General features: G+C 72.1%; 16 protein-coding genes and 1 tRNA gene. 10 read left to right on the forward strand and 7 right to left on the reverse strand.

What is annotated here, in order from left to right; translation table 11 throughout:
- Positions 1-29 precede the first annotated feature (29 nt).
- Positions 30-530: a hypothetical protein gene (locus ACIPUC_RS12510; RefSeq protein WP_446589102.1), complete on the reverse strand. Its 501-nt coding sequence runs from the start codon at positions 528-530 to the stop codon at positions 30-32.
- Positions 531-759: 229 nt separating this feature from the next.
- Here ACIPUC_RS12510 and ACIPUC_RS12515 point away from each other — a divergent pair, with 229 nt between their 5' ends.
- The 3 genes from ACIPUC_RS12515 to ACIPUC_RS12525 are packed head-to-tail and all read left to right on the forward strand — an operon-like array spanning position 760 to position 3,091.
- Positions 760-2,103 carry an alpha/beta fold hydrolase gene (locus ACIPUC_RS12515; RefSeq protein WP_446589103.1) on the forward strand — a complete coding sequence of 448 codons (1,344 nt, stop codon included), beginning with the start codon at positions 760-762 and terminating at the stop codon, positions 2,101-2,103.
- On the forward strand, positions 2,100-2,621 hold the full coding sequence (locus ACIPUC_RS12520; protein WP_446589104.1) for an RNA polymerase sigma factor: 522 nt from the start codon (positions 2,100-2,102) through the stop codon (positions 2,619-2,621). The genes ACIPUC_RS12515 and ACIPUC_RS12520 overlap by 4 nt, the downstream gene beginning before the upstream one ends.
- Entirely contained in the window at positions 2,618-3,091 is a 474-nt protein-coding gene (locus tag ACIPUC_RS12525; RefSeq protein WP_446589105.1) for a hypothetical protein, read from the forward strand. The genes ACIPUC_RS12520 and ACIPUC_RS12525 overlap by 4 nt, the downstream gene beginning before the upstream one ends.
- 55 nt (positions 3,092-3,146) lie before the next feature.
- Here the strand turns inward: ACIPUC_RS12525 and ACIPUC_RS12530 are convergent, their stop codons facing one another.
- Complete coding sequence (locus ACIPUC_RS12530) at positions 3,147-3,773, reverse strand: TetR/AcrR family transcriptional regulator (protein WP_446589106.1); 627 nt, start codon at positions 3,771-3,773, stop codon at positions 3,147-3,149.
- Positions 3,774-3,899: 126 nt separating this feature from the next.
- Between ACIPUC_RS12530 and ACIPUC_RS12535 the strand changes: the two genes are divergently transcribed.
- Positions 3,900-4,856, forward strand: a complete 957-nt coding sequence (locus tag ACIPUC_RS12535) for an alpha/beta fold hydrolase (RefSeq protein ID WP_446589107.1) — start codon at positions 3,900-3,902, stop codon at positions 4,854-4,856.
- Between the two features lie 40 nt (positions 4,857-4,896).
- Here ACIPUC_RS12535 and ACIPUC_RS12540 read toward each other — a convergent pair.
- The 3 genes from ACIPUC_RS12540 to ACIPUC_RS12550 form a co-directional block, all read right to left on the reverse strand.
- A tRNA-Trp gene (locus tag ACIPUC_RS12540) sits at positions 4,897-4,971 on the reverse strand.
- Between the two features lie 90 nt (positions 4,972-5,061).
- Complete coding sequence (locus ACIPUC_RS12545; RefSeq protein WP_446589108.1) at positions 5,062-5,514, reverse strand: MarR family transcriptional regulator; 453 nt, start codon at positions 5,512-5,514, stop codon at positions 5,062-5,064.
- Entirely contained in the window at positions 5,511-6,005 is a 495-nt protein-coding gene (locus ACIPUC_RS12550; protein ID WP_446589109.1) for a MarR family winged helix-turn-helix transcriptional regulator, read from the reverse strand. Before ACIPUC_RS12550 ends, ACIPUC_RS12545 begins: the two co-directional genes overlap by 4 nt.
- Positions 6,006-6,297: 292 nt before the next feature.
- Here ACIPUC_RS12550 and ACIPUC_RS12555 point away from each other — a divergent pair, with 292 nt between their 5' ends.
- Positions 6,298-7,692 (forward strand): (2,3-dihydroxybenzoyl)adenylate synthase, encoded by a 1,395-nt coding sequence (locus ACIPUC_RS12555; RefSeq protein WP_446589110.1) that lies wholly within the window; start codon positions 6,298-6,300, stop codon positions 7,690-7,692.
- A gap of 29 nt (positions 7,693-7,721) precedes the next feature.
- On the opposite strand, the gene ACIPUC_RS12560 is transcribed toward ACIPUC_RS12555, so the two are convergent.
- Complete coding sequence (locus tag ACIPUC_RS12560) at positions 7,722-9,161, reverse strand: M6 family metalloprotease domain-containing protein (protein WP_446589111.1); 1,440 nt, start codon at positions 9,159-9,161, stop codon at positions 7,722-7,724.
- A gap of 161 nt (positions 9,162-9,322) precedes the next feature.
- Here ACIPUC_RS12560 and ACIPUC_RS12565 point away from each other — a divergent pair, with 161 nt between their 5' ends.
- The 5 genes from ACIPUC_RS12565 to ACIPUC_RS12585 all read left to right on the forward strand — a co-directional run bounded on the left by ACIPUC_RS12565 (position 9,323) and on the right by ACIPUC_RS12585 (position 15,000).
- Positions 9,323-10,015, forward strand: coding sequence for a TetR/AcrR family transcriptional regulator (locus tag ACIPUC_RS12565; protein WP_446589112.1), 693 nt, complete (start codon positions 9,323-9,325; stop codon positions 10,013-10,015).
- Between the two features lie 138 nt (positions 10,016-10,153).
- Positions 10,154-10,807 (forward strand): DNA alkylation repair protein, encoded by a 654-nt coding sequence (locus ACIPUC_RS12570; protein WP_446589708.1) that lies wholly within the window; start codon positions 10,154-10,156, stop codon positions 10,805-10,807.
- Positions 10,808-11,092: 285 nt separating this feature from the next.
- A complete protein-coding gene (locus ACIPUC_RS12575; RefSeq protein WP_446589113.1) occupies positions 11,093-11,794 on the forward strand; it encodes a GNAT family N-acetyltransferase in 702 nt (233 codons plus the stop codon).
- 57 nt (positions 11,795-11,851) lie between these two features.
- Positions 11,852-14,143 carry an Rv1355c family protein gene (locus ACIPUC_RS12580; protein ID WP_446589114.1) on the forward strand — a complete coding sequence of 764 codons (2,292 nt, stop codon included), beginning with the start codon at positions 11,852-11,854 and terminating at the stop codon, positions 14,141-14,143.
- Positions 14,144-14,193: 50 nt separating this feature from the next.
- Positions 14,194-15,000, forward strand: coding sequence for an N-formylglutamate amidohydrolase (locus tag ACIPUC_RS12585; RefSeq protein WP_446589115.1), 807 nt, complete (start codon positions 14,194-14,196; stop codon positions 14,998-15,000).
- A gap of 32 nt (positions 15,001-15,032) precedes the next feature.
- Here the strand turns inward: ACIPUC_RS12585 and ACIPUC_RS12590 are convergent, their stop codons facing one another.
- The gene (locus ACIPUC_RS12590) at positions 15,033-17,492 is read right to left on the reverse strand and encodes a CehA/McbA family metallohydrolase (RefSeq protein ID WP_446589116.1); all 2,460 of its coding nucleotides are present in this window, start codon (positions 17,490-17,492) and stop codon (positions 15,033-15,035) included.
- Between the last annotated feature and the right edge of the window lie 121 nt (positions 17,493-17,613).

Consider the following 17,613-nt stretch of genomic DNA (forward strand, 5'->3'; position numbering starts at 1 on the left):
TCGGACGGGAGGTCACGCCCGGCTTCATCTCAGGACGACGCCGGTGCGGCAGGAGCCGTGGGGGTGGATGAGGTACCGCCGTCCAGGCACAGCAGCGATATGACGACCGGCGCCGCAAGCCCCTGTGCCGGCTCGCCCGGGAAGCCGGCTGTGACCGTCCAGTTGCCCTTGTTGAGGGTCAGCGTCTCGCTGCCCATATCGGGACCGGCCTGCCAGCCGTGCTCGGAACGGGCCCGCGCGAAGGCGGCCTTCAGGGCGGCGTCCACCGTCTCCGGCGCATGCCGTCCCGAGAGCCGTTCGACACACTTGCCCCGCACGTTCGAGGGCTCCCTCTCCACCGTGATGCCCTCCGCGGCCAGTGCCGAGGTCATCTCCGACACGACCGCGTCCGCGGGCAGCGGGGGCCCGGAGAAGCGCGGGGGCAGTGGGCCGAGGTCCTGCAGCGGATGGGCGCAGGCCGTCGCCGTCGCCGTGATCAGTGCCGCCATGACCAGGGACGCCAGGGCTGAGTGCCGCGGTCGCCGTCGCACGATGGTGTCCGTCCTCTCTGTTTCTCTGCACGGCCGGCCAGTCTCCCATTCCCGACACCGGAGTCCGGAGCCGACGGGCATGCGGAGCGCGTACGGGAGTACCTCGGCGTGCTGTTCTCCTGCACCTTCGCCGCCTATCAGGCGGTGTGACGGGGCGCACAGGGAACGTTCTCCCGGTGCGCCTCCTCCTTCGGGTGTTGGTTCTCCGACCCACACCCTGGGAGTCACCGTGGTCGATCCTGTCCGCCGCCGCCGGGCCGGCAGGGCGCTCGCCGCCCTGTTCGCCGTCGACGGTCTCGTGCACCTGTACTGGGCCACCGGTCTGACCTGGCCCGCCCCCGACGAGCGGGCGCTGTCCCTCGCCGTGATCGGCGGCGAGGTGTCCTTCGCGCCGCGCGTCGTGCTGCCGCTCGCGCTGCTCGGCCTCACGACCTCCGCCGTGCTCTTCGCGCGGGGGAACGGGCGGGGCGGGTGGTTCGGCGCCGCCGCGGCGTGGACGGTCACCGCCGGTTTGCTGGCGCGTGGGCTGCTGGGCCTGTTGTGGGTGTTCGGCGCCGGTGACGGGGCCGCCGGACCGGCCTTCTCCTGGTTGAACCTGCTGCTGTGGACACCGCTGTGCCTCGGCTTCGGCTGGGCCGCGGCGACGGGTCTGCTCGAACCGCTGCCGCGCAGGCTCCTCGCACTGCCGCTCGCCGTCGTGGCCCTGCTCGCGGGTACGGCGTACGGGTACCAGCCGGCCGAGCGGCACGGCTACACCGCCCCGGCGGACTCGCGATGGGTGCAGACTCCGGTGGCCCGCTTCCACTACACGCAACAGGGCTCCGCCGGCTCACCGCTCGTCCTGCTCTCTCCCGGCGCGTCGTGGACCTTCGCCTGGCGCGAGCAGGCTGCCGCCCTCTCCCGTACGCACACGGTGTTCGTCGTGGATCTGCCCGGACAGGGCTTCACCGAGCTTCGCGACCCGGACCTGACCTGGGACCTGGACGGCATGACGAAGGCGATCGGCAGCTTCCTGGACGCCGCCGGCATCCAGCGGACCGCGCTCGCCGGGAACTCGTGGAGCGGCGGCTGGGCCCTGGCCTACGCCCAGCGGCACCCGGAGCGGGTGTCGAAGCTCGCCCTCCTCGCTCCGTCCGGGCTGGACGAGCCGGACCCGGCGTCCTGGGAGGCGCTCAAACTGCCGGTCGTCGGCGAGCTGCTCACCGGCCTCGGTACGGGCCGCGGCGCGGCCGAGTCCTCCATGCGCGGCCTGTTCGTGAACCGGGACCGGGTGACGGACGCGATCGTCGACGCCGCCTGGGCGCCGGGCACGCGCGACACCAACCGGCGCGCCGTGTACCGGCTCGAGCGCGGCCTGGACTGGCGGGAGACGGAGGCCGCCCTGCCGTCGACCCGGCAGCCGGTCCTCGTCCTGTGGGGCCGCCAGGACTCCGTGCTCCCCGCCCGGCAGGCCGCCCGGTTCGGCCAACTCCTCCCGGACGCACGGGTATCCGTACTGGAGGGCTGCGGTCACGCGCTGATGCTGGACTGCCCCGACCGGGTGAGCGCGGCCATGGAAGAGTTCCTGAGGTGAACGAACCGACGACCGGTGACGGATGGGAGCGGGGGGTGGCGCTGGCCCGGGCGGCCCGCGCCGGAAACACCCTCGCGCTGCACGAACTCCTCGACCACCTCACCCCGTACATCTCGCGGATCTGCCACCCCATCGCACTGGACGACGGTCCGGACGCCACCCAGGAGACCCTCCTCGCCGTGTTCCGGTCCCTGCGGTCGCTGAAGGATCCGCAGGCGCTGTACGGGTGGGTGCGGGCGATCGCCGTCCGGGAGGCGGTACGGACCGCCCAGCGGGCCGCGCGCGCCCGGCCGGCCGCGCCGGTCGACGTACCCGGGCCCGGGGATCCGCAGCTCGCGGCCGACATCGGCGACGTCCTCGCGCGGCTCTCGCCCGAACACCGGGCGGTGCTGGTCCTGCGGGACGTGGAGGGCCTGGACGAGGAGGCGGCCGCGGCCCTGCTCGGTGTGCCGGTCGGCACCGCCAAATCCCGGCTGCACCGGGCCCGTACGAGCTTCAGGAAGGCGTGGTTCGCATGACCGAGACCGAGATCGACCCCGTACGGCGGCTGCACGTCATGGCGGCCGGCGTGCGCGGGGCCCGCGTCGCCGAACACGTGGTCCCGGCACCCTTCGAGGAGGTCTGGCCGGCGATGGCGGAGCTGGACTTCCTCCCCGATCTGCACCGCATCCGCGTGCGGGCCGTCGACGGCGACGGCGACCGCGTCGAGGCGACGGCCCGCAGCGCGTACGGCTTCCGGGCGCGGCTACGGGGCTTCCGCCGACCCGGCTGGTGCTGGCTGCAGAGCCGCTTCCTGATCGTGGGCGTCGCGGCCGCCCCGACGCCGGACGGCACGGGAACGCGCATCGCCCTCACCGGCGGCGTCCGCGTCCCCACCCGGGCGGCGGTGGTGCCCTTCGGCACCCTGCGCGAGCTGACCACCGCGGCGCACCGGCTCGAGACCCGGGTGTGCGGCCCTGCGCCGAGGCCGGGCGGTCGTCGTGGCTGACGGGATGCTCCGCCGGGCGCCCTCGCGGGGCTCGGCAAAGGCCGCGGCCGGCCTGTCATCCGGGCTGGGCGGCCTGCTCGGTTGAGGTGAAGACGCGGTCCAGGTGGTAGTGCAGTACGTCGATGGCGGACTCGGGCGTGCGCTGGCCCACGAGGATGCTGGTGCCCATGGTCGCTGTCATGGCGAGCAGGCTGATCGCCTCCGTGCGCGCGTCGGCGCCGGGGTCGGCCAGGCCCGTTTCCTGCGCCTGCCGGAGCAGTTTGGTCAGGGCGTTCTCGGCTGCGTCGGGGTTGTCGATGAAGGGCTGGGCGGCCAGTGCCTCGTCGGTCACGGACAGCATGGAGTAGGAGCTGTAGAGGAGGTGGAAGGTGCGGCTCTCCTCGTCGGTCGGGAGCGAGGCCAGCAGCAGGGCCTCGATGGTCGCGCGCGGGCCCGGATCGGGGCCGGCGGCGGCGAGGCGGGCGCCGACGCGGGCGGTGAAGCGGTCGGTGAGGTGCTGGAGGCCGTAGAAGAGCAGGTTCTCCTTGGTCTGGAAGTAGTACTGCACGAGCCGGAGTGACACGCCCGCCTCGGCCGCCACGTCGCGCATGCCGACCGCGTGCAGCCCGCGCCGGCCCGCCACCCGGATGAGGGCCTCGGCGATCTGGGCCCGCCGTTCCTCGTGGTCCACACGCTTCGGCATGTGCCGTGTCTCCGTCCATCGGTGGTGAGTGCGCGGGCCGGTCCACCCGAACTATTTCATGATACCGCCGTACCATCTCAATGGTACGGTCGTATTACGAAGAACGGATCTTCCCGGAGGTGCCCTGTGCCCGAGAACCCCACCCGAACCCGCGCCCGCCACGACATCGGCCGCTACGTCAACGACACCCTGCGCGACCGGTACTTCGCCGCTTGCGACGCGCTCTACGCGAAGGGCGCGCCCGCCCGCTCCGAGACGGACGTCGAGACCAGCTTCGGCACCACGCACGTCTACCGCTACGGACCCGCGGACCCGGCGGCCGAGTCCCGTACGCCCGTCGTCCTGATCCACGGCTCCGGCGGCTGCTCCGCCCAGTGGTACCCCAACACCCGCGCGCTCAGCGCCGACCGGCCCGTCTACGCGCTCGACACCCCGGGCGACCCCGGCCGCAGCGTCCAGCGCGAGCCCATGTGGCAGCCCGAGCGCGCGGCCCAGTGGATGGACGAGGCGCTCGACGCACTCGGCCTCGACCGGGTCCACCTCATCGGCTCTTCCTACGGAGGCTGGCTGGTCATCAACCAGGTCCACCGCCGGCCCGGACGGCTCGCCTCGGTCACCGCCCTCGACCCCGGCGGCCTGGAGAAGGTGGGCCTGCGCTTCTTCGTCTGGATCTTCGCCAGCCTCTTCGCCACGTACGCTCCCAAGGCGCTGCGCCCGCGCCTCGCGGCCTGGCTGGAACAGCCGGTGATCGTCGTTCCCGAGCTGCGCGCGATGATCCAGGCGAGCGTGCGCGCCTTCCGGATCCGCCGCCCGGCCCCGCTGCCCCTGTCGGACGGGGAACTGGGCTCCATCCGGACGCCGTTCTACCTGATCATGGGCAAGCGCAGCCTGCTCGTGCACCCGAAGCGGCAGATGGAACGCGTACCGCGCCTCATCCCCGGAGCCCGTGCCGAGATCGTCGCCGCGACCGGTCACGGCCCGCAGATCGACCATCCCGACCTGGTCAACGCCCGGATGCTGAGCTTCTTGGAGGACGTCGACTCCCTCGACCCGGCCGCGAACCGCAGCGCCCGCGAGGCGTAGCCGTCACGCGATCCCTCCGGTTCGAGGACGGATTCGAGGACGGAACCGACCGGATTCGAACCGGAGTCCTCGCGATTTTGGAGACCGCGCGCGTCGACCTCTGCGCTACGGCTCCGTCCGCTCGGCATCCTAGGCCAACCCGGCGCCTTCCCGCCGGTGGGATGCCGGCGCTCCGCGGGCGTCGGCCGGTCCGTCGGTCCGCCGGTCAGGAGTCCAGCGCCGCAAGCTCCGCGTTGGCGCGCTCGGCGACCAGGGTGAGGACGCGCCCGGCGGCGGCCAGGTCCTCGGCGGACATCCCGCCCCAGATGCGGGCGCTGACGGGGGCGGTCTCCGCGCCTACGGCGGCGAGCAGCTCGCGCCCTGCGTCCGTGGGGCGAAGGTGCACGCCTTCCGCGACGATCAGTTGCCGGGTCAGCAACTCGTCCAGAGCGGCGCGGATGTCGGCCGGATCGGCCTTGAGGGAGCCCCGCACCTGGGAGACGAGATCCTCCGGCGTCTGCGGGGCGTCGGCGGTGACGGCGGAACGCAGGGCGATCTGCTGCGGGAACGTCATGCCGTGCCGGGCCAGGACGTGCTCCAGGACGCCGCGGGCCGCGTAGTGGGCCAGGCCGAGGGCGCGGGCGTCGGCGAGGGGTGCGGTGGAAGCAGTGGTGGTCATGGTGTTGTCCCCTGAGTGCTCTCGTCGTTCGGTACGGATGGAGACAGAGGTGCGCCGAGCAGGATCGTCAGCTCGTCGGTGAACGCGCGCGTCCGCGCGGCGTCGAGGCCGCCGAGCGGCTCCAGCAACTGCTGGAGCAGTTCCTGGACCACCCCGACGGCCTGCCGCGTGACGGCCCGGCCCTGCTCGGTGAGGGCGAGCTGTACGGCGCGCGGGTCGCGGGGATCGCGGGTGCGCTCGATCAGGCCGGCCGACTCCAGGGCGCGCGCCAGCTTCGAGACGTACAGCGCCTCCAGGCCGGTGTGGTCGGCGAGCCGGCGCTGACTGGGCCGCTCGCCGGCGCGCTGCATCCCGTACAGCGACGCGACCAGTGAGTACTGCGCGTGCGTGAGGCCCAGCGGAGCCACCGCGCGATCGACCGCGACGCGCCACTTGTTGGCGAGCCGCCATACCAGGAAGCCGGGCGTGGGACCCGGTGAAGCCTTGCTCATGCGAAATAGAGTACATGGCTACTATGTCCATGGCTACTGTTTTCTGGCCGACCGTGCTGTCCCGCAATCCTCCTGGTCAGCGACGCGCATTGGTCGTTCTGCTGAGGGAATTCGGCGTCCATGGTTCGGAAAGCGCATTGCCTGCGGGGGTGCCGGCGGATTGGATTGCCAAGATCAAGACGGCGGCCCCAGAGACCCGGCCGGGCCTGAACTCGCCACCTGCTCCGGGCGCGAGACGGCGAAACGCGACCCGCCCGGCCGCCGGTACGCGAACCGGCACGGAAGGAAGCGCATGACATCCCTGCTCGGCGGCTGCACGCCCTGGCCGGAGGAGTTCGTCGACCGCTATTGGGCGGCCGGCCACTGGCGTGGCAATACGCTGGACAACCTGCTGCGCGGCTGGGCCCTGCAGTACGGTCCCCGGACCGCGCTCGTGCACGACGGCACCCGTATCACGTACGCGGCCCTGAACCGGCGCGTGGACCGCATGGCCGCCGGGTTCCGGCTGCGCGGCCTGCGGCCGGGGCAACGGGTCGTCGTCCAGCTGCCGAACGTCCCCGAGTTCGTCATCGCGGTGTTCGCGCTGATGCGCGCCGGCCTGGTCCCGGTGTTCTGCCCGGTCTCGCACCGCGCGTCCGAGGTGTCCCACCTCGTGCGGTTCACCCAGGCCGTCGGATACGTCGGCCCCTCGACGTACCAGGGCTTCGACCACACGGCGATGGTCGCGGACATCGCGGCCCAAGGACCCTTCCTGCGACGGGTGTTCACCCTTGATGCGCCGGGCACCTCGTCCCCGTACGGCGGACTCACGACCGACCCGTCGGGCTGCCAGTACAGCCCGCTGGGCCACCTCGACGCCCCGCCCGAGCCGCCGCTCGCGCAGAGCGCCGACCAGGTGGCGTTCCTCCTGCTCGCCGGCACCGGCAGCAGCACCTCCGCGCCCAAGCTGATTCCGCGCACCCACAACGACTACGCCTACCAGGCGCGGGCCGCCGCCGAGCTGGTGTCGCTCACCGAGAACGACGTGTATCTCGCCGCGCTGCCCGCCGAGTCCCCGTTCTCCTTCGGCGGCCCCGGCATCGTCGGCACCCTCTCCGTCGGCGGCACCGTCGTCCTGGTCGAGCACCCGGGACCCGCCGAGTGCCTCGCGGCCATCGAACGCGAGCGTGTCACCATCACGTCGGTGGTGCCCGCCCTCGCCGAGTCCTGGCTCGACGTACTTCCCGCGCTCCAGGCCGACGTGAGCAGCCTGCGGCTCGTGCAGATCGGCGGCGCGCCCCTGCACCGGGCGACCGCCGAACGGATCGGCCCCGAATGGGGCTGTCGCCCGCAGCAGGTCTTCGGCACGGCCGAGGGCCTGCTCACGCTCACCCGGCCCGGCGATCCGGACGAGACCGTGCTCACCACGCACGGCCGCCCGCTCTCGCCCGACGACGAGATCCGCATCGTCGACGCCGACGGCAGGGACGTGCCCGACGGAGAACCCGGCGAACTCCTCGCGCGCGGTCCGTACACCCCGCGGGGCTACTACCGGGCGCCCGACCACGACGCGGGTTCCTTCACCCCCGACGGCTACGTCCGCACCGGCAACCGCGCGCGGCGCACCCCGGAAGGCAACCTGGTGGTCACCGGCCGCCTCGACGACGTCCCGCGGCGGGCCGACCACGAACGTCCACTTGGTGCGTGACGGGCGGCGGGACGGGCCGTCTATCCCACTCACTCCATGTGGATGTCGACGGCCATCTCGTCGTCGTCCGGGTCGCCCTGGACCTCGATGGTGACGCCGGACCATCTCCCGTCCGGCAGGTTGAGTGCCGGAGTCGTCGATTTGCCGATGGTCCTGTTCCCCAGGGAGGGATAGAGGTCGGTCGAGTCGCCCCGGTTGCCCTGGCTGAAGATGGCGCCCAGATCGCGCCTGCCGTCGGCCTGTAGCAGCTCGATGGCAAGACGGTCCTCTTCGTTCACGTTCCGAATGTCTTCGTCGACCGTGTAGACGGAGATGCCGGCGTCCGGCAGGAACGCGTCCTGCCCTCGGCGGCGCCGGTACTCGACGAGGATGTACTGCGCCTCCGCCATCGTGTCCGCGTTCTGGATGAAGAGCATGTCACCGCCCTCCGCGGCCGGCCGCAGGACGACGTCCTTGGCGGTCTTGGTGATGCGCTTCGGAGCGGCCCAGCCGTGGAACATGCGCAGCATGCCGTTGGGCAACACCGGCGTGAGGCCGAAGTTTCCCCAATTGCCCGAGGCCATCAGGCAGTAGTTGCCCAGGCCGTTGGACTTGGTCGCCTGCAGCTGACCCGTGTCGTAGTAGTCGGCCCACCGCGCCGCCAAGTGGCCCCACTCATGGGCGCACAAGCCCATCGCGCAGTCCTCGGGCACCGTCAGGAACGTCTCGACGGTCAGGCCCGGGCCCACGGCAACGCCTCCTGGAATGCCCCACTTGAGGCTCCAGATGTCGTGGCGGCTCTTGGTCCTCTCGGTTCCGGGCCCTGCGTGCACGACGAACAGCGCGGTGACCGTGTTCTCGTCCAGCACGTCGTAGGGCCTGAAGTCGATGCCTTCGGCCTTGGCGAGCTTCACCGCGTCCCGGGCCATGCCCTGCGAATTCCGGGGGAAGCCGCCCTGCCCCGATTGGCCGTCGGCGTAGAAGGAATGCGGTTGGGGCAGCCGCAACCAGCCGTGGACCTCGCCCTGGATGTCGATTCCTCTGTCGCCGAACGCGTCGAACCCGCTGATCTTGCGGTAGAACTCGCGCATGCTGCCGGTCGGCAGAGAGTTCGTGCTGAACAACAACTGCTCGTAATGGCCCGGGCGGTGGCTCGGCTCGTGCGGCTTGTCGGGGAAGTCGACGAGGAGCACGAGCGTGTTGACGACACCCTTGAGCCGCTTGTCGGGCCTCGTGATCAATTGCCGGTCCGCACTCGGCTCGACCCGCACGGCGCCGTCGTCGAGACCGACGAGCTTTTCGGCTCGCCGGGTGGAGCGCCAGGTGTAGTAGTAGTCCTCGAAGGTGGTGTAACCCGGCAGCCGACCCGATTCCATCAGGTCCAGGTATTCGGCATAAAGCTGGGCCAGTGCGTCGGGGGCCAGCGGGGCCGAGCAGGGGCGGGTACAGGAAAAATGACGTGAGGAGAAGGACGTACTCGTGTGTCGCATGGCGACCACTCACTTGTTTCGGACGATCACAGAGCGCGGTGGGAGAACTGCGCGTAGGGCGTATACGGACGCCATCCGTTTATGCTGTACGCATACAGGCTCCACCCGTGCGAGGCCGGTCGTCAAGGCGGGGCCGGAGCCGGAATTCCGGAGGTGCGGCCATGGCTGCCCACAGTCGGCTCAGCCGCCAGCGCGTCCTTGAAGCAGCGCTCCGCGTGGTGGACGAGGAAGGGCTCGACGGCCTGAGCATGCGCCGGGTGGCCGGGGAACTCGGCGTGGAGACGATGGCCCTCTACCGGTACACGCCCAGCAAGGACGATCTGCTGGACGGCCTCGTCGAGCACCTGTTCATCGAGCTGGAGCAGGCGCTGGACAGCGCTGCGTCCGCCGTGTCCGTCCAGCGGGACGAGGCCGGGCTCCCTTGGCGCGAGGCACTCCTGGGAATCGCGCGGGCCATGTACGAGGTGGCCCTCGCCCACCCCCACGTCATTCCGCTGGTGGCCGTACGGCCCTTCACCGTCCCCTTGGCCCGCAGGCCCCCGGCGGTGCTGCGCGCCCACGAACGTCTGCTCGCCCTCCTGGGCACGGCAGGGCTGGACGAGGACACCACACTGAAGATGTACCGGGCATTCATCTCCTGGGTGCTGGGTTACATCGTCATCGAGCTGCGCGAGGTCGTGGACAACCCCGACGAACCCGATCCGGCCTTCCGGCTCGGCCTGCACCGGCTGCCGGTGAAGGACTTCCCCCTCCTCCGGTCGCTGGGCCCAGCCCTGGCGGTCCGCGGCGGGGAGGAGCAATTGGCAGCCGGCCTCGACGCGCTCGTCGGCCACTACCTGTCCGGGTCCGGATGAGCGGCCCGGCGCGGTGGGGTGCCGGCTCGGCCCGTACGACAGGACGCCGGCGGCCGTCATAGGCTGAACCTCGCACGGGACGGACAGGAGGCTGCGGTGGCCGAGACGGCGCGGACCGAGACGACGGTCGCCGAGGTGATGGCCGAGCTCGCCGAGCTCGAGGACCCGAAGGCACGCGCCGTCAACGAGAAGCACGGTGACGACCACGGGGTGAACCTCGGCAAGCTGCGCGCGCTCGCGAAGCGGCTGAAGACGCAGCAGGAACTCGCGCGCGGGCTCTGGGGGACGGGCGACACCGCCGCGCGACTGCTGTCGCTCCTGATCTGCCGCCCGAAGGCGTTCGAGCGTGACGAGTTGGACGCCATGTTGCGCGAGGCGCGCACACCCAAGGTGCACGACTGGCTCGTGAACTACGTGGTGAAGAAGAACCCGCACGCCGAAGAGCTGCGCCTGGCCTGGTCCGCGGATCCGGATCCCGTGGTCGCGGGTGCCGGCTGGGCGCTGACCACCGAACGCGTGGCGAAGAGGCCCGCGGAACTCGACCTCGCGGGACTGCTCGACGTCATCGAGGCGGAGATGAAGAACGCCCCGGATCGCCTGCAGTGGGCGATGAACCACTGCCTGGCCCAGATCGGCATCGAGCACGCCGAGCACCGCGCCCGCGCCATCGCCATCGGTGAGCGCCTGGAGGTGCTCAGGGACTACCCGACTTCCCCGGGCTGCACGTCTCCGTTCGCGCCGGTCTGGATCACCGAGATGGTGCGCCGACAGCACGGCAAGACGGTGGCTTGACCGGCGCAGCCGGCGGCAGCGGTTGCTGCCCGTGGTGGGTGCGTCCCCACTCTCCCCCTCCTCGCCAACGCTGTGCCGGTACAGTCGGTTTGCGCCGCGCGCTGCCCTTCGCGCGGCGGACGGGGAGGGGGCGGGGCAATGCTGCGCGCGTATGCCCATCGGGCGGTTTCCACCACGCCGTGCCGCGAGCCGGGCGGGCGTATCCGTACGGGTACCCGTACCCGCACCCGTAACCCGCACCGGGCTGCCGCGCGCCCGTCCGCCTAGACCCTCAAGGCCCCCACCATGCACCTGCGACTGTTCGACATCCAGTACGACGACCCCCTCTACCAGGACTTTCTCGCCGAGCAGGAGAGGGCGTACGCCCGGCTCGGCCACGAGGTGATGGTGAGGTTCGGCAAGGGCGACCCACGCGTCGGCGCCGATGCGCTGAGCTGTGTGGCAGCCGTGGACGACGACGGCCGGCTCGTGGGCGGTGTGCGCATCCACCACGGCGTCAGGGGGGAGCTGCCCTCCGAGATTCACCTCCGCAGTCCGGACGTCGCGTCCGCCGTCGCCCGGGCCCGGGCGCGCGGAGAGGTCGTGGCCGAACTCGCCGGCGCGTGGGTGGCGCCGCACTGGAAGGGACGGCACCTCGTCACCGTGCTGGTGGTCGCCGGCATCGCCGCCGCCGAAACCCTTGGTGCCACGGCGCTCCTCGGCAGCTGCTCGGCCCGGCTGACAGGGACGTACGAACGCTGCGGCTACCGGTGGCGGTGGGAACAACCCCTGGCCGACGCCCCCTTGCCGGGCGTCACCTCGTACTTCTCCCTCGACAGGATCGAGGCGTTCCACCACCGCGAAGCGCGGCTGACGCGAGCCCTGCATGCGCTGGGCGAAGGGCTGAGGAGCACCCGCGAGCGCATACCCGAGCAGGTGTTGCGCGTCTGCGCCGACCAGCTCGGCCTGCGGCTGTTCGAGCCCTCGCTGCTCTCGCCGGAACCCTGACACCGCCCGCGCCCCGCCCCCCTGTCCACACCGACCACGACCTGCCGAAGGTGCACGATGAGTCTGGAAGCGCAGATCAACTCCCTGGCCCGGACGGCCGACGGCGCGAGCCCCTGGCGTCCGCTGCTGTTCGCCGCGGGCGACCCCGGGCAACGGTCGGAGCTGACCGGGATACTGACCCGCGGTGAGGCGACAGCGGTCCAGGACACCTTGCCCGACCAGGTGGCGGAGCTGCTCACCGCCCGCCGCCCCGCCTGGCGTCCGACCGCCGCGGAACTCGAAGCAGCGGTGGAAGGGCACCTCGGCGGGCAGCCGCCCCTGGAGTACGGGACGTGGGTCTGGTACCCGTGGTCAGGCCGGCTTGCCCACGTCTTGCCCGAGGCCGAATACCGTGAGCTGCGCCAGTCCCGCAACCACTACAAGATCACAGCAGCGGAACAGGCAGACCTCACGGGCCGGACGATCGCGGTGGCCGGCCTCTCCGTGGGCGCCGCCAGCGCGTTCACCCTCGCCCAGGAAGGCGTCGGGAGCCGCTTCCGGATCGCGGACTTCGACCGGCTCTCCCTCTCGAACCTGAACCGCCTGCGTGCCTCCGTCACCGACATAGGCCTGCCCAAAGTGGTCATTGCCGCACGGCAGATGTACGAGATGGACCCCTACCTCGACATATCGATATGGCCCGAAGGCCTGACCGAGGACAACGTCGACGCCTTCCTCACCGGCGACGGCCGTGCCGATCTGTTCATCGAGGAGTGCGACGACCTCTACATCAAGGTCTTCGCGCGGGAACGTGCCCGCGCGCACCGGATCGCCGTGCTGATGGAGACCAACGAGCGCGGCATGCTGGACGTGGAGCGCTTCGACCTCGAACCGGACCGGCCCCTGCTGCACGGCCTCATCGACGGAGTGGCGGCCGCCGACCTCAAGGGGCTGCCGGTCCGCGAGAAGGTGCCGCACGTCCTGCGGATCCTCGGCCCCGAGAACCTCTCGGAACGCATGGCCCCCTCGCTGATGGAGATCGGGCACACCCTCTCCTCGTGGCCCCAGCTCGCCTCGGGTGTGGCCCTGGGCGCCGCCGTGCTCACCGACACCGCCCGCCGGGTCCTGCTCGGGCAGTTCACCGCCTCGGGGCGCTTCTTCGTCGACCCGGCGGAGCTCGTACGAGACGGCGCGCAGGCCCACCCGACGCCCGAACGGTCGACCGCGGCGCCGCGGCCCGCAGCCCGCCCCGCCCCCCTCGTCCTGCCCGGCCCGGGTGAGGCCCTGGGCGAGGAGGGCATCCGCCGCCTCGTGGCGTACGGAATCCAGGCCCCCTCAGGCGGGAACGTCCAGCCCTGGAAGTTCCTCGCTCGCGGCACGGTGCTGCAGTGCCGCACCGACGACGCGCAGCCGCCGACGCTGCTCGACTTCCAGGCGAGCGCCACCCGGCTGGCGATCGGGGCGGCCGTCGAGAACATCGACCTCGCTGCCCGCGCCTCGGGCTGGGCCTGCCGCGTCCGCCGCTTCCCCGACCCGGCCGATCCCGGACTCGTCTGCGAACTGACCTTCTCCAGGGCCCCGCACACCCCCCGCCCCGAACTCGTCGACTGGATCGACCGGCGTGCCACCAACCGCCGGCCCGGCCCCGCCCGCCCCCTGGACGCGTCCCACCGGCAGGCCCTGACGCGCTGCGCGGCCCAGAGCGGCGCCCGCCTGCACCTGGTCACCGACCGTGCGGAGCTGGAGGAGACGGGCCGCATCCTGGGCGCCGGAGACCGGCTGCGCATGCTGTCCCCGCGCCTGCACCAGGAGATGATGAGCGAGCTGCGCTGGACTCCCGAAGAGGTACGGACGACGCGGGACGGCATCGACATCGCCACCCTCGAAGCGGACGCCACCGACCTGGCGGGCCTGTCCCTGGCCCGCCACTGGCCCCACCTCGCCTTCGTCCGGCAGATGGGCGGCGGCCGGGCCTTCGAGGACGGGGCACGCAACAGCGTCGCGGCATCCTCGGCGATCGGCTGCCTCACCGTTCCCGGGAGCGGCTCCCAGGCGCACTTCGACGGAGGCAGGGCCCTGCAGCGGCTCTGGCTCACCGCGACGTCCCTGGGCCTCGGATACCAGCCCGTCACCGTACTGCTGTACCTCTTCGCCCGCGTCGAGCACGGCGACGGCACCGGACTCGACCCGGCGGAAACCGCCACCCTGCACACCCTGCGCACACGCCTTTCCGCCGTCGTCCCGCAGCGCCCGGACGAGACCGAACTGCTCCTGTTCCGCCTCTCCTACGCCCCACCGCCCACCGCCCGCGCCCTGCGCCGGGACGTCGACTCCGTACTCCGCTTCGACGACCCCGACACGCGCCACTGACGCCAGAGGCCCCATGCCGACTGGGCGCCGCCTCCGAAGGAAAAGCACACATGAACCACTCGACCGAGTCCTTCCACCTCCTTCCCGGCGCCGGCACGTCGCCGGTGATCCTGCACGTGCCGCACTCCTCACGCGTCATACCGCAGTCCGTCCGCAGCGGCATCGCACTGGACGACCGGGCGCTCGAGCAGGAACTGGACCACATCACCGACGCCTACACGTCGGACATCGCCGCAGCGGCCGCGGCGGGTTCTGCCGTCACGCCGTGGCGGTTCGTCAACCGGCTGTCCCGTCTCGTCATCGACCCGGAGCGCTTCCCGGACGAGCGCGAGGAGATGCTGGCCGTGGGCATGGGAGCGGTGTACACGCACACCACCCACCGGGAGCGCCTGCGCGCCGAGGGCTTCGACGGCCGACCGCTGATCGACCGCTACTTCCACCCGTACGCGGAGGCAATGGCGCGGGCCGTGGGCGACCGGTTGGCGGCCGTCGGACGAGCCGTGGTCATCGACGTGCACTCGTACCCGACGGAGTCCCTCCCCTACGAACTGCACGGCGACGGCGCCCGGCCGCCGATCTGCCTGGGCACGGACCCCTTCCACACCCCGGCCGACCTCCTCGCCGCGGCCGGGAAGGCGTTCGCGGGCTTCGGCGGCACGGGGATCGACAGCCCCTTCGCCGGCACGTACGTACCGCTGGAGTACTACGGCAGGGACAGCCGGGTCAGTGCGCTGATGGTCGAGATCCGCCGGGACGTGTACATGTCCGAGCCGGGCGGCCCCGCCGGACCCGGCCTCGTCGCTCTGGCGGCGGCCCTGGCGGAACTCGTGGGCGCAGCCAGCCGCGGGAAACGCTGAGCCTGCCTCGGGGCGGTTCATGGGGGCTCCCGCTAGCCGGCGCTGATGGCCGTCACGTGCGTGCTGCCGTCGCGCAGGGCGGTGATGCGGACCTGCCCCGCGGGGAAGGAGTCCCTCCCGTTCGGGCCGGGTATCTGCGCGAACGGCGTCCAGGAGCCGTCCGCCTTCCTGGCGTTGTGCCAGATCCGGCCGTCGAGCCCGACCGCCACGACCTGGGCGGAGCCGTCGGGTGTCCCCGCGATGCCGATGGCGCTGGCCCCCATGGTGGCGGTGGTGACGCCGCGCGGCGGCCGGAATCCGGTCCAGGAGCCGTCGGGCCGCCGCTGCTGGTGGTACACGATCCCGTCGAGCCCGATCGCGAGGACCTGGGAGGAACCGTCGGGCATGCCGGTGATCGCCAGGGCCGGGCCGGAGAACGTCGGGGCGCCGTTGTAGCCGGCCAGGCGCCCCCAGGCCGTCCACACACCGTCACGCCCGCGCGCGCAGTGGTACATGGCACCGTCCGTTCCGTAGCTGAGCAGCTGGGCCGACCCGTCGGGCATGGCGGTGATCGACACCTTCGTCGCACCCCAGCGGCTCTTCGCGGTGACACCGGGCAGGGCCCGGAACCCGGGCAGCCCGCCGTCGGCGCGGCGCTGCTGGTGGAAGGCGGTGCCGTCCATGGCCGTCACCACGATCTGGCAGGTGCCGTCGGGGAAGGCGGCGATGTCCGCCTCCCGGACGGTGAACCCGGTGGAGCCGTCCGGTCCCGCGACACGCTGCCACGGCTGGAGCGTGGCCGCACCCCGTACGGCGGTCAGCCACAGACCGTTGTCGGGCGCGATGCCCAGCACCACCACGGAGCCGTCCGCCATACCGGCCGCCGCGCTCTGGATCCCCGCGAACGAGGCGGCGCCGGCGGCGGCACCCGGCAGCGGGCGCATGCTGCTCCACGATCCGTCGGGGCGGCGCTCGGTGTGGAAGAGCGTGCGCCGCTCGACGTCGTACGGGGGCAGTTTCGCGGAGTAGAACCACACCGGGTTGGTGAGGGCGACGAGTTGGTCCAGCGTGGTGGAGGCGGGCTTGGGACGGCGCACCTCGGCGCGGGCGAACAGGGAGGCCTTGCCCCAGCCGCGCCAGCGCAGTTGTCCCTTGCCGCTGCCGTCGATGCAGGTGGCGGCCATGATGCCCCACTCGGTGTACAGCGTGGCGATGCTGTCCGGGGCCCCCGTCACGTCCAAAGTCACGTCGACGGCGTCGAAGAACGACAGGGGCAGTTCCTCGCCGGGTCCCGCGACCGCCCCGCCGGCGCGGGCGGTGAAGTCCACGGTCACGGCCGCGGATTCGACGGCGTACGACCGGCCCAGGCGCAGTGCGTCCAGCACGGCGGGCGTCGACAGGCTGGTGGCGCGCACCACGTTGTGGGGCCGGCCGACGGCGTCCGCGGGGCTGTGGGCGTCGCTGTTGCCGACGGCGGCGACCCGCTTGCCGAGGCAGAGCATGACGTGCCAGGCGGCGATGTTGGCCGCGTCGTCCAGGGTCCACGGCCCGTTCCACACCTCCAGCGCGTCCACGCGGTCGAGGCCGAACTCCCAGAAGGATCCCGCTGCCGGAGTGAGCGGATGGGCGGCGATCGTCAGTCCGCCCAGACTGTGCACGCGCCGGGCGTGGCTGTCGAACACCCCCTGGTCCGCGGGTCCGTAGCGCCAGTCCACCCACTCGCCCTGGGGCAGGCCGACGGCCAGCCAGTGGCCGTGGCGCGTGGTGACCTCCTCGGCGTTGATGACCAGCAGGTCGGTCGGGACGTTGCCGTGCCACGCCACCCCGGTGGAACTGGTGTTGTGGTCGGAGGTGGCGATGAAGTGCAGCCCCTCCTGGCGGGCGGCCGCGACGATCTCGTCCACCGTGCGCTTCCCGTCGGAGTGCACGCTGTGCAGGTGCAGGTCGCCCCGGTACCAGCCCGGCCCACGACCCGCCACCGACGCCGGCAGGATGTCGTACGGGGCCCGGGGCAGCGGGGCCCCGAGGTGCAGGGTGACGTCCACCTGCCAGGCCATGCCGCCGGCGGCGCCGACCATCGGCCCCAGGATGACGGACCAGCTGCCGGTCTCGACGGGCCCAGCCACGTAGCCGGGAGTCGCGTCCGCCGCGGAGAGGGTGAACCCGGACCGTTCGCCGCCCGACCAGCCGCGGAAGCCGGACGGGCCGAAGATGCCGAGGTCCAGGATGCCGGCGGCGGCGTCGTGGGAGGTCGAGACGGAGATCCGCTGCACTCCGGCGGGGACGTCGAAGGGGACGTACGCCCACTGGTCGTTGCCGTACGGGGAGCGGCCCCGGTAGGTGGTGGTGACCGTGTCGGTCCCCTGGCCCCTCGTCGCTGCGTGCGCGATCGGCGCGGGAACCAGCGCGGCGGCTCCGCCGGCGGCCAGCAGGGCCCCTAATCGGAGCAGGGACCTGCGCTCGACACCCGGGGCGGGGCCGGGCACGGCGTTCGGGAGGTGTTCACTCGGCACAGCGGTGCTCTCCTTCACGTGAGGCGGCATGGAAGGCGTGCAGGTGCGAGGACGTGCGGGCCGTGCGAGGACGTGCGGGGCCGTGCAGGGACGTGCAGGGACGTGCAGGAGGGACGTACGA

The sequence above is a fragment of the Streptomyces sp. LARHCF249 genome, assembly GCF_052871255.1.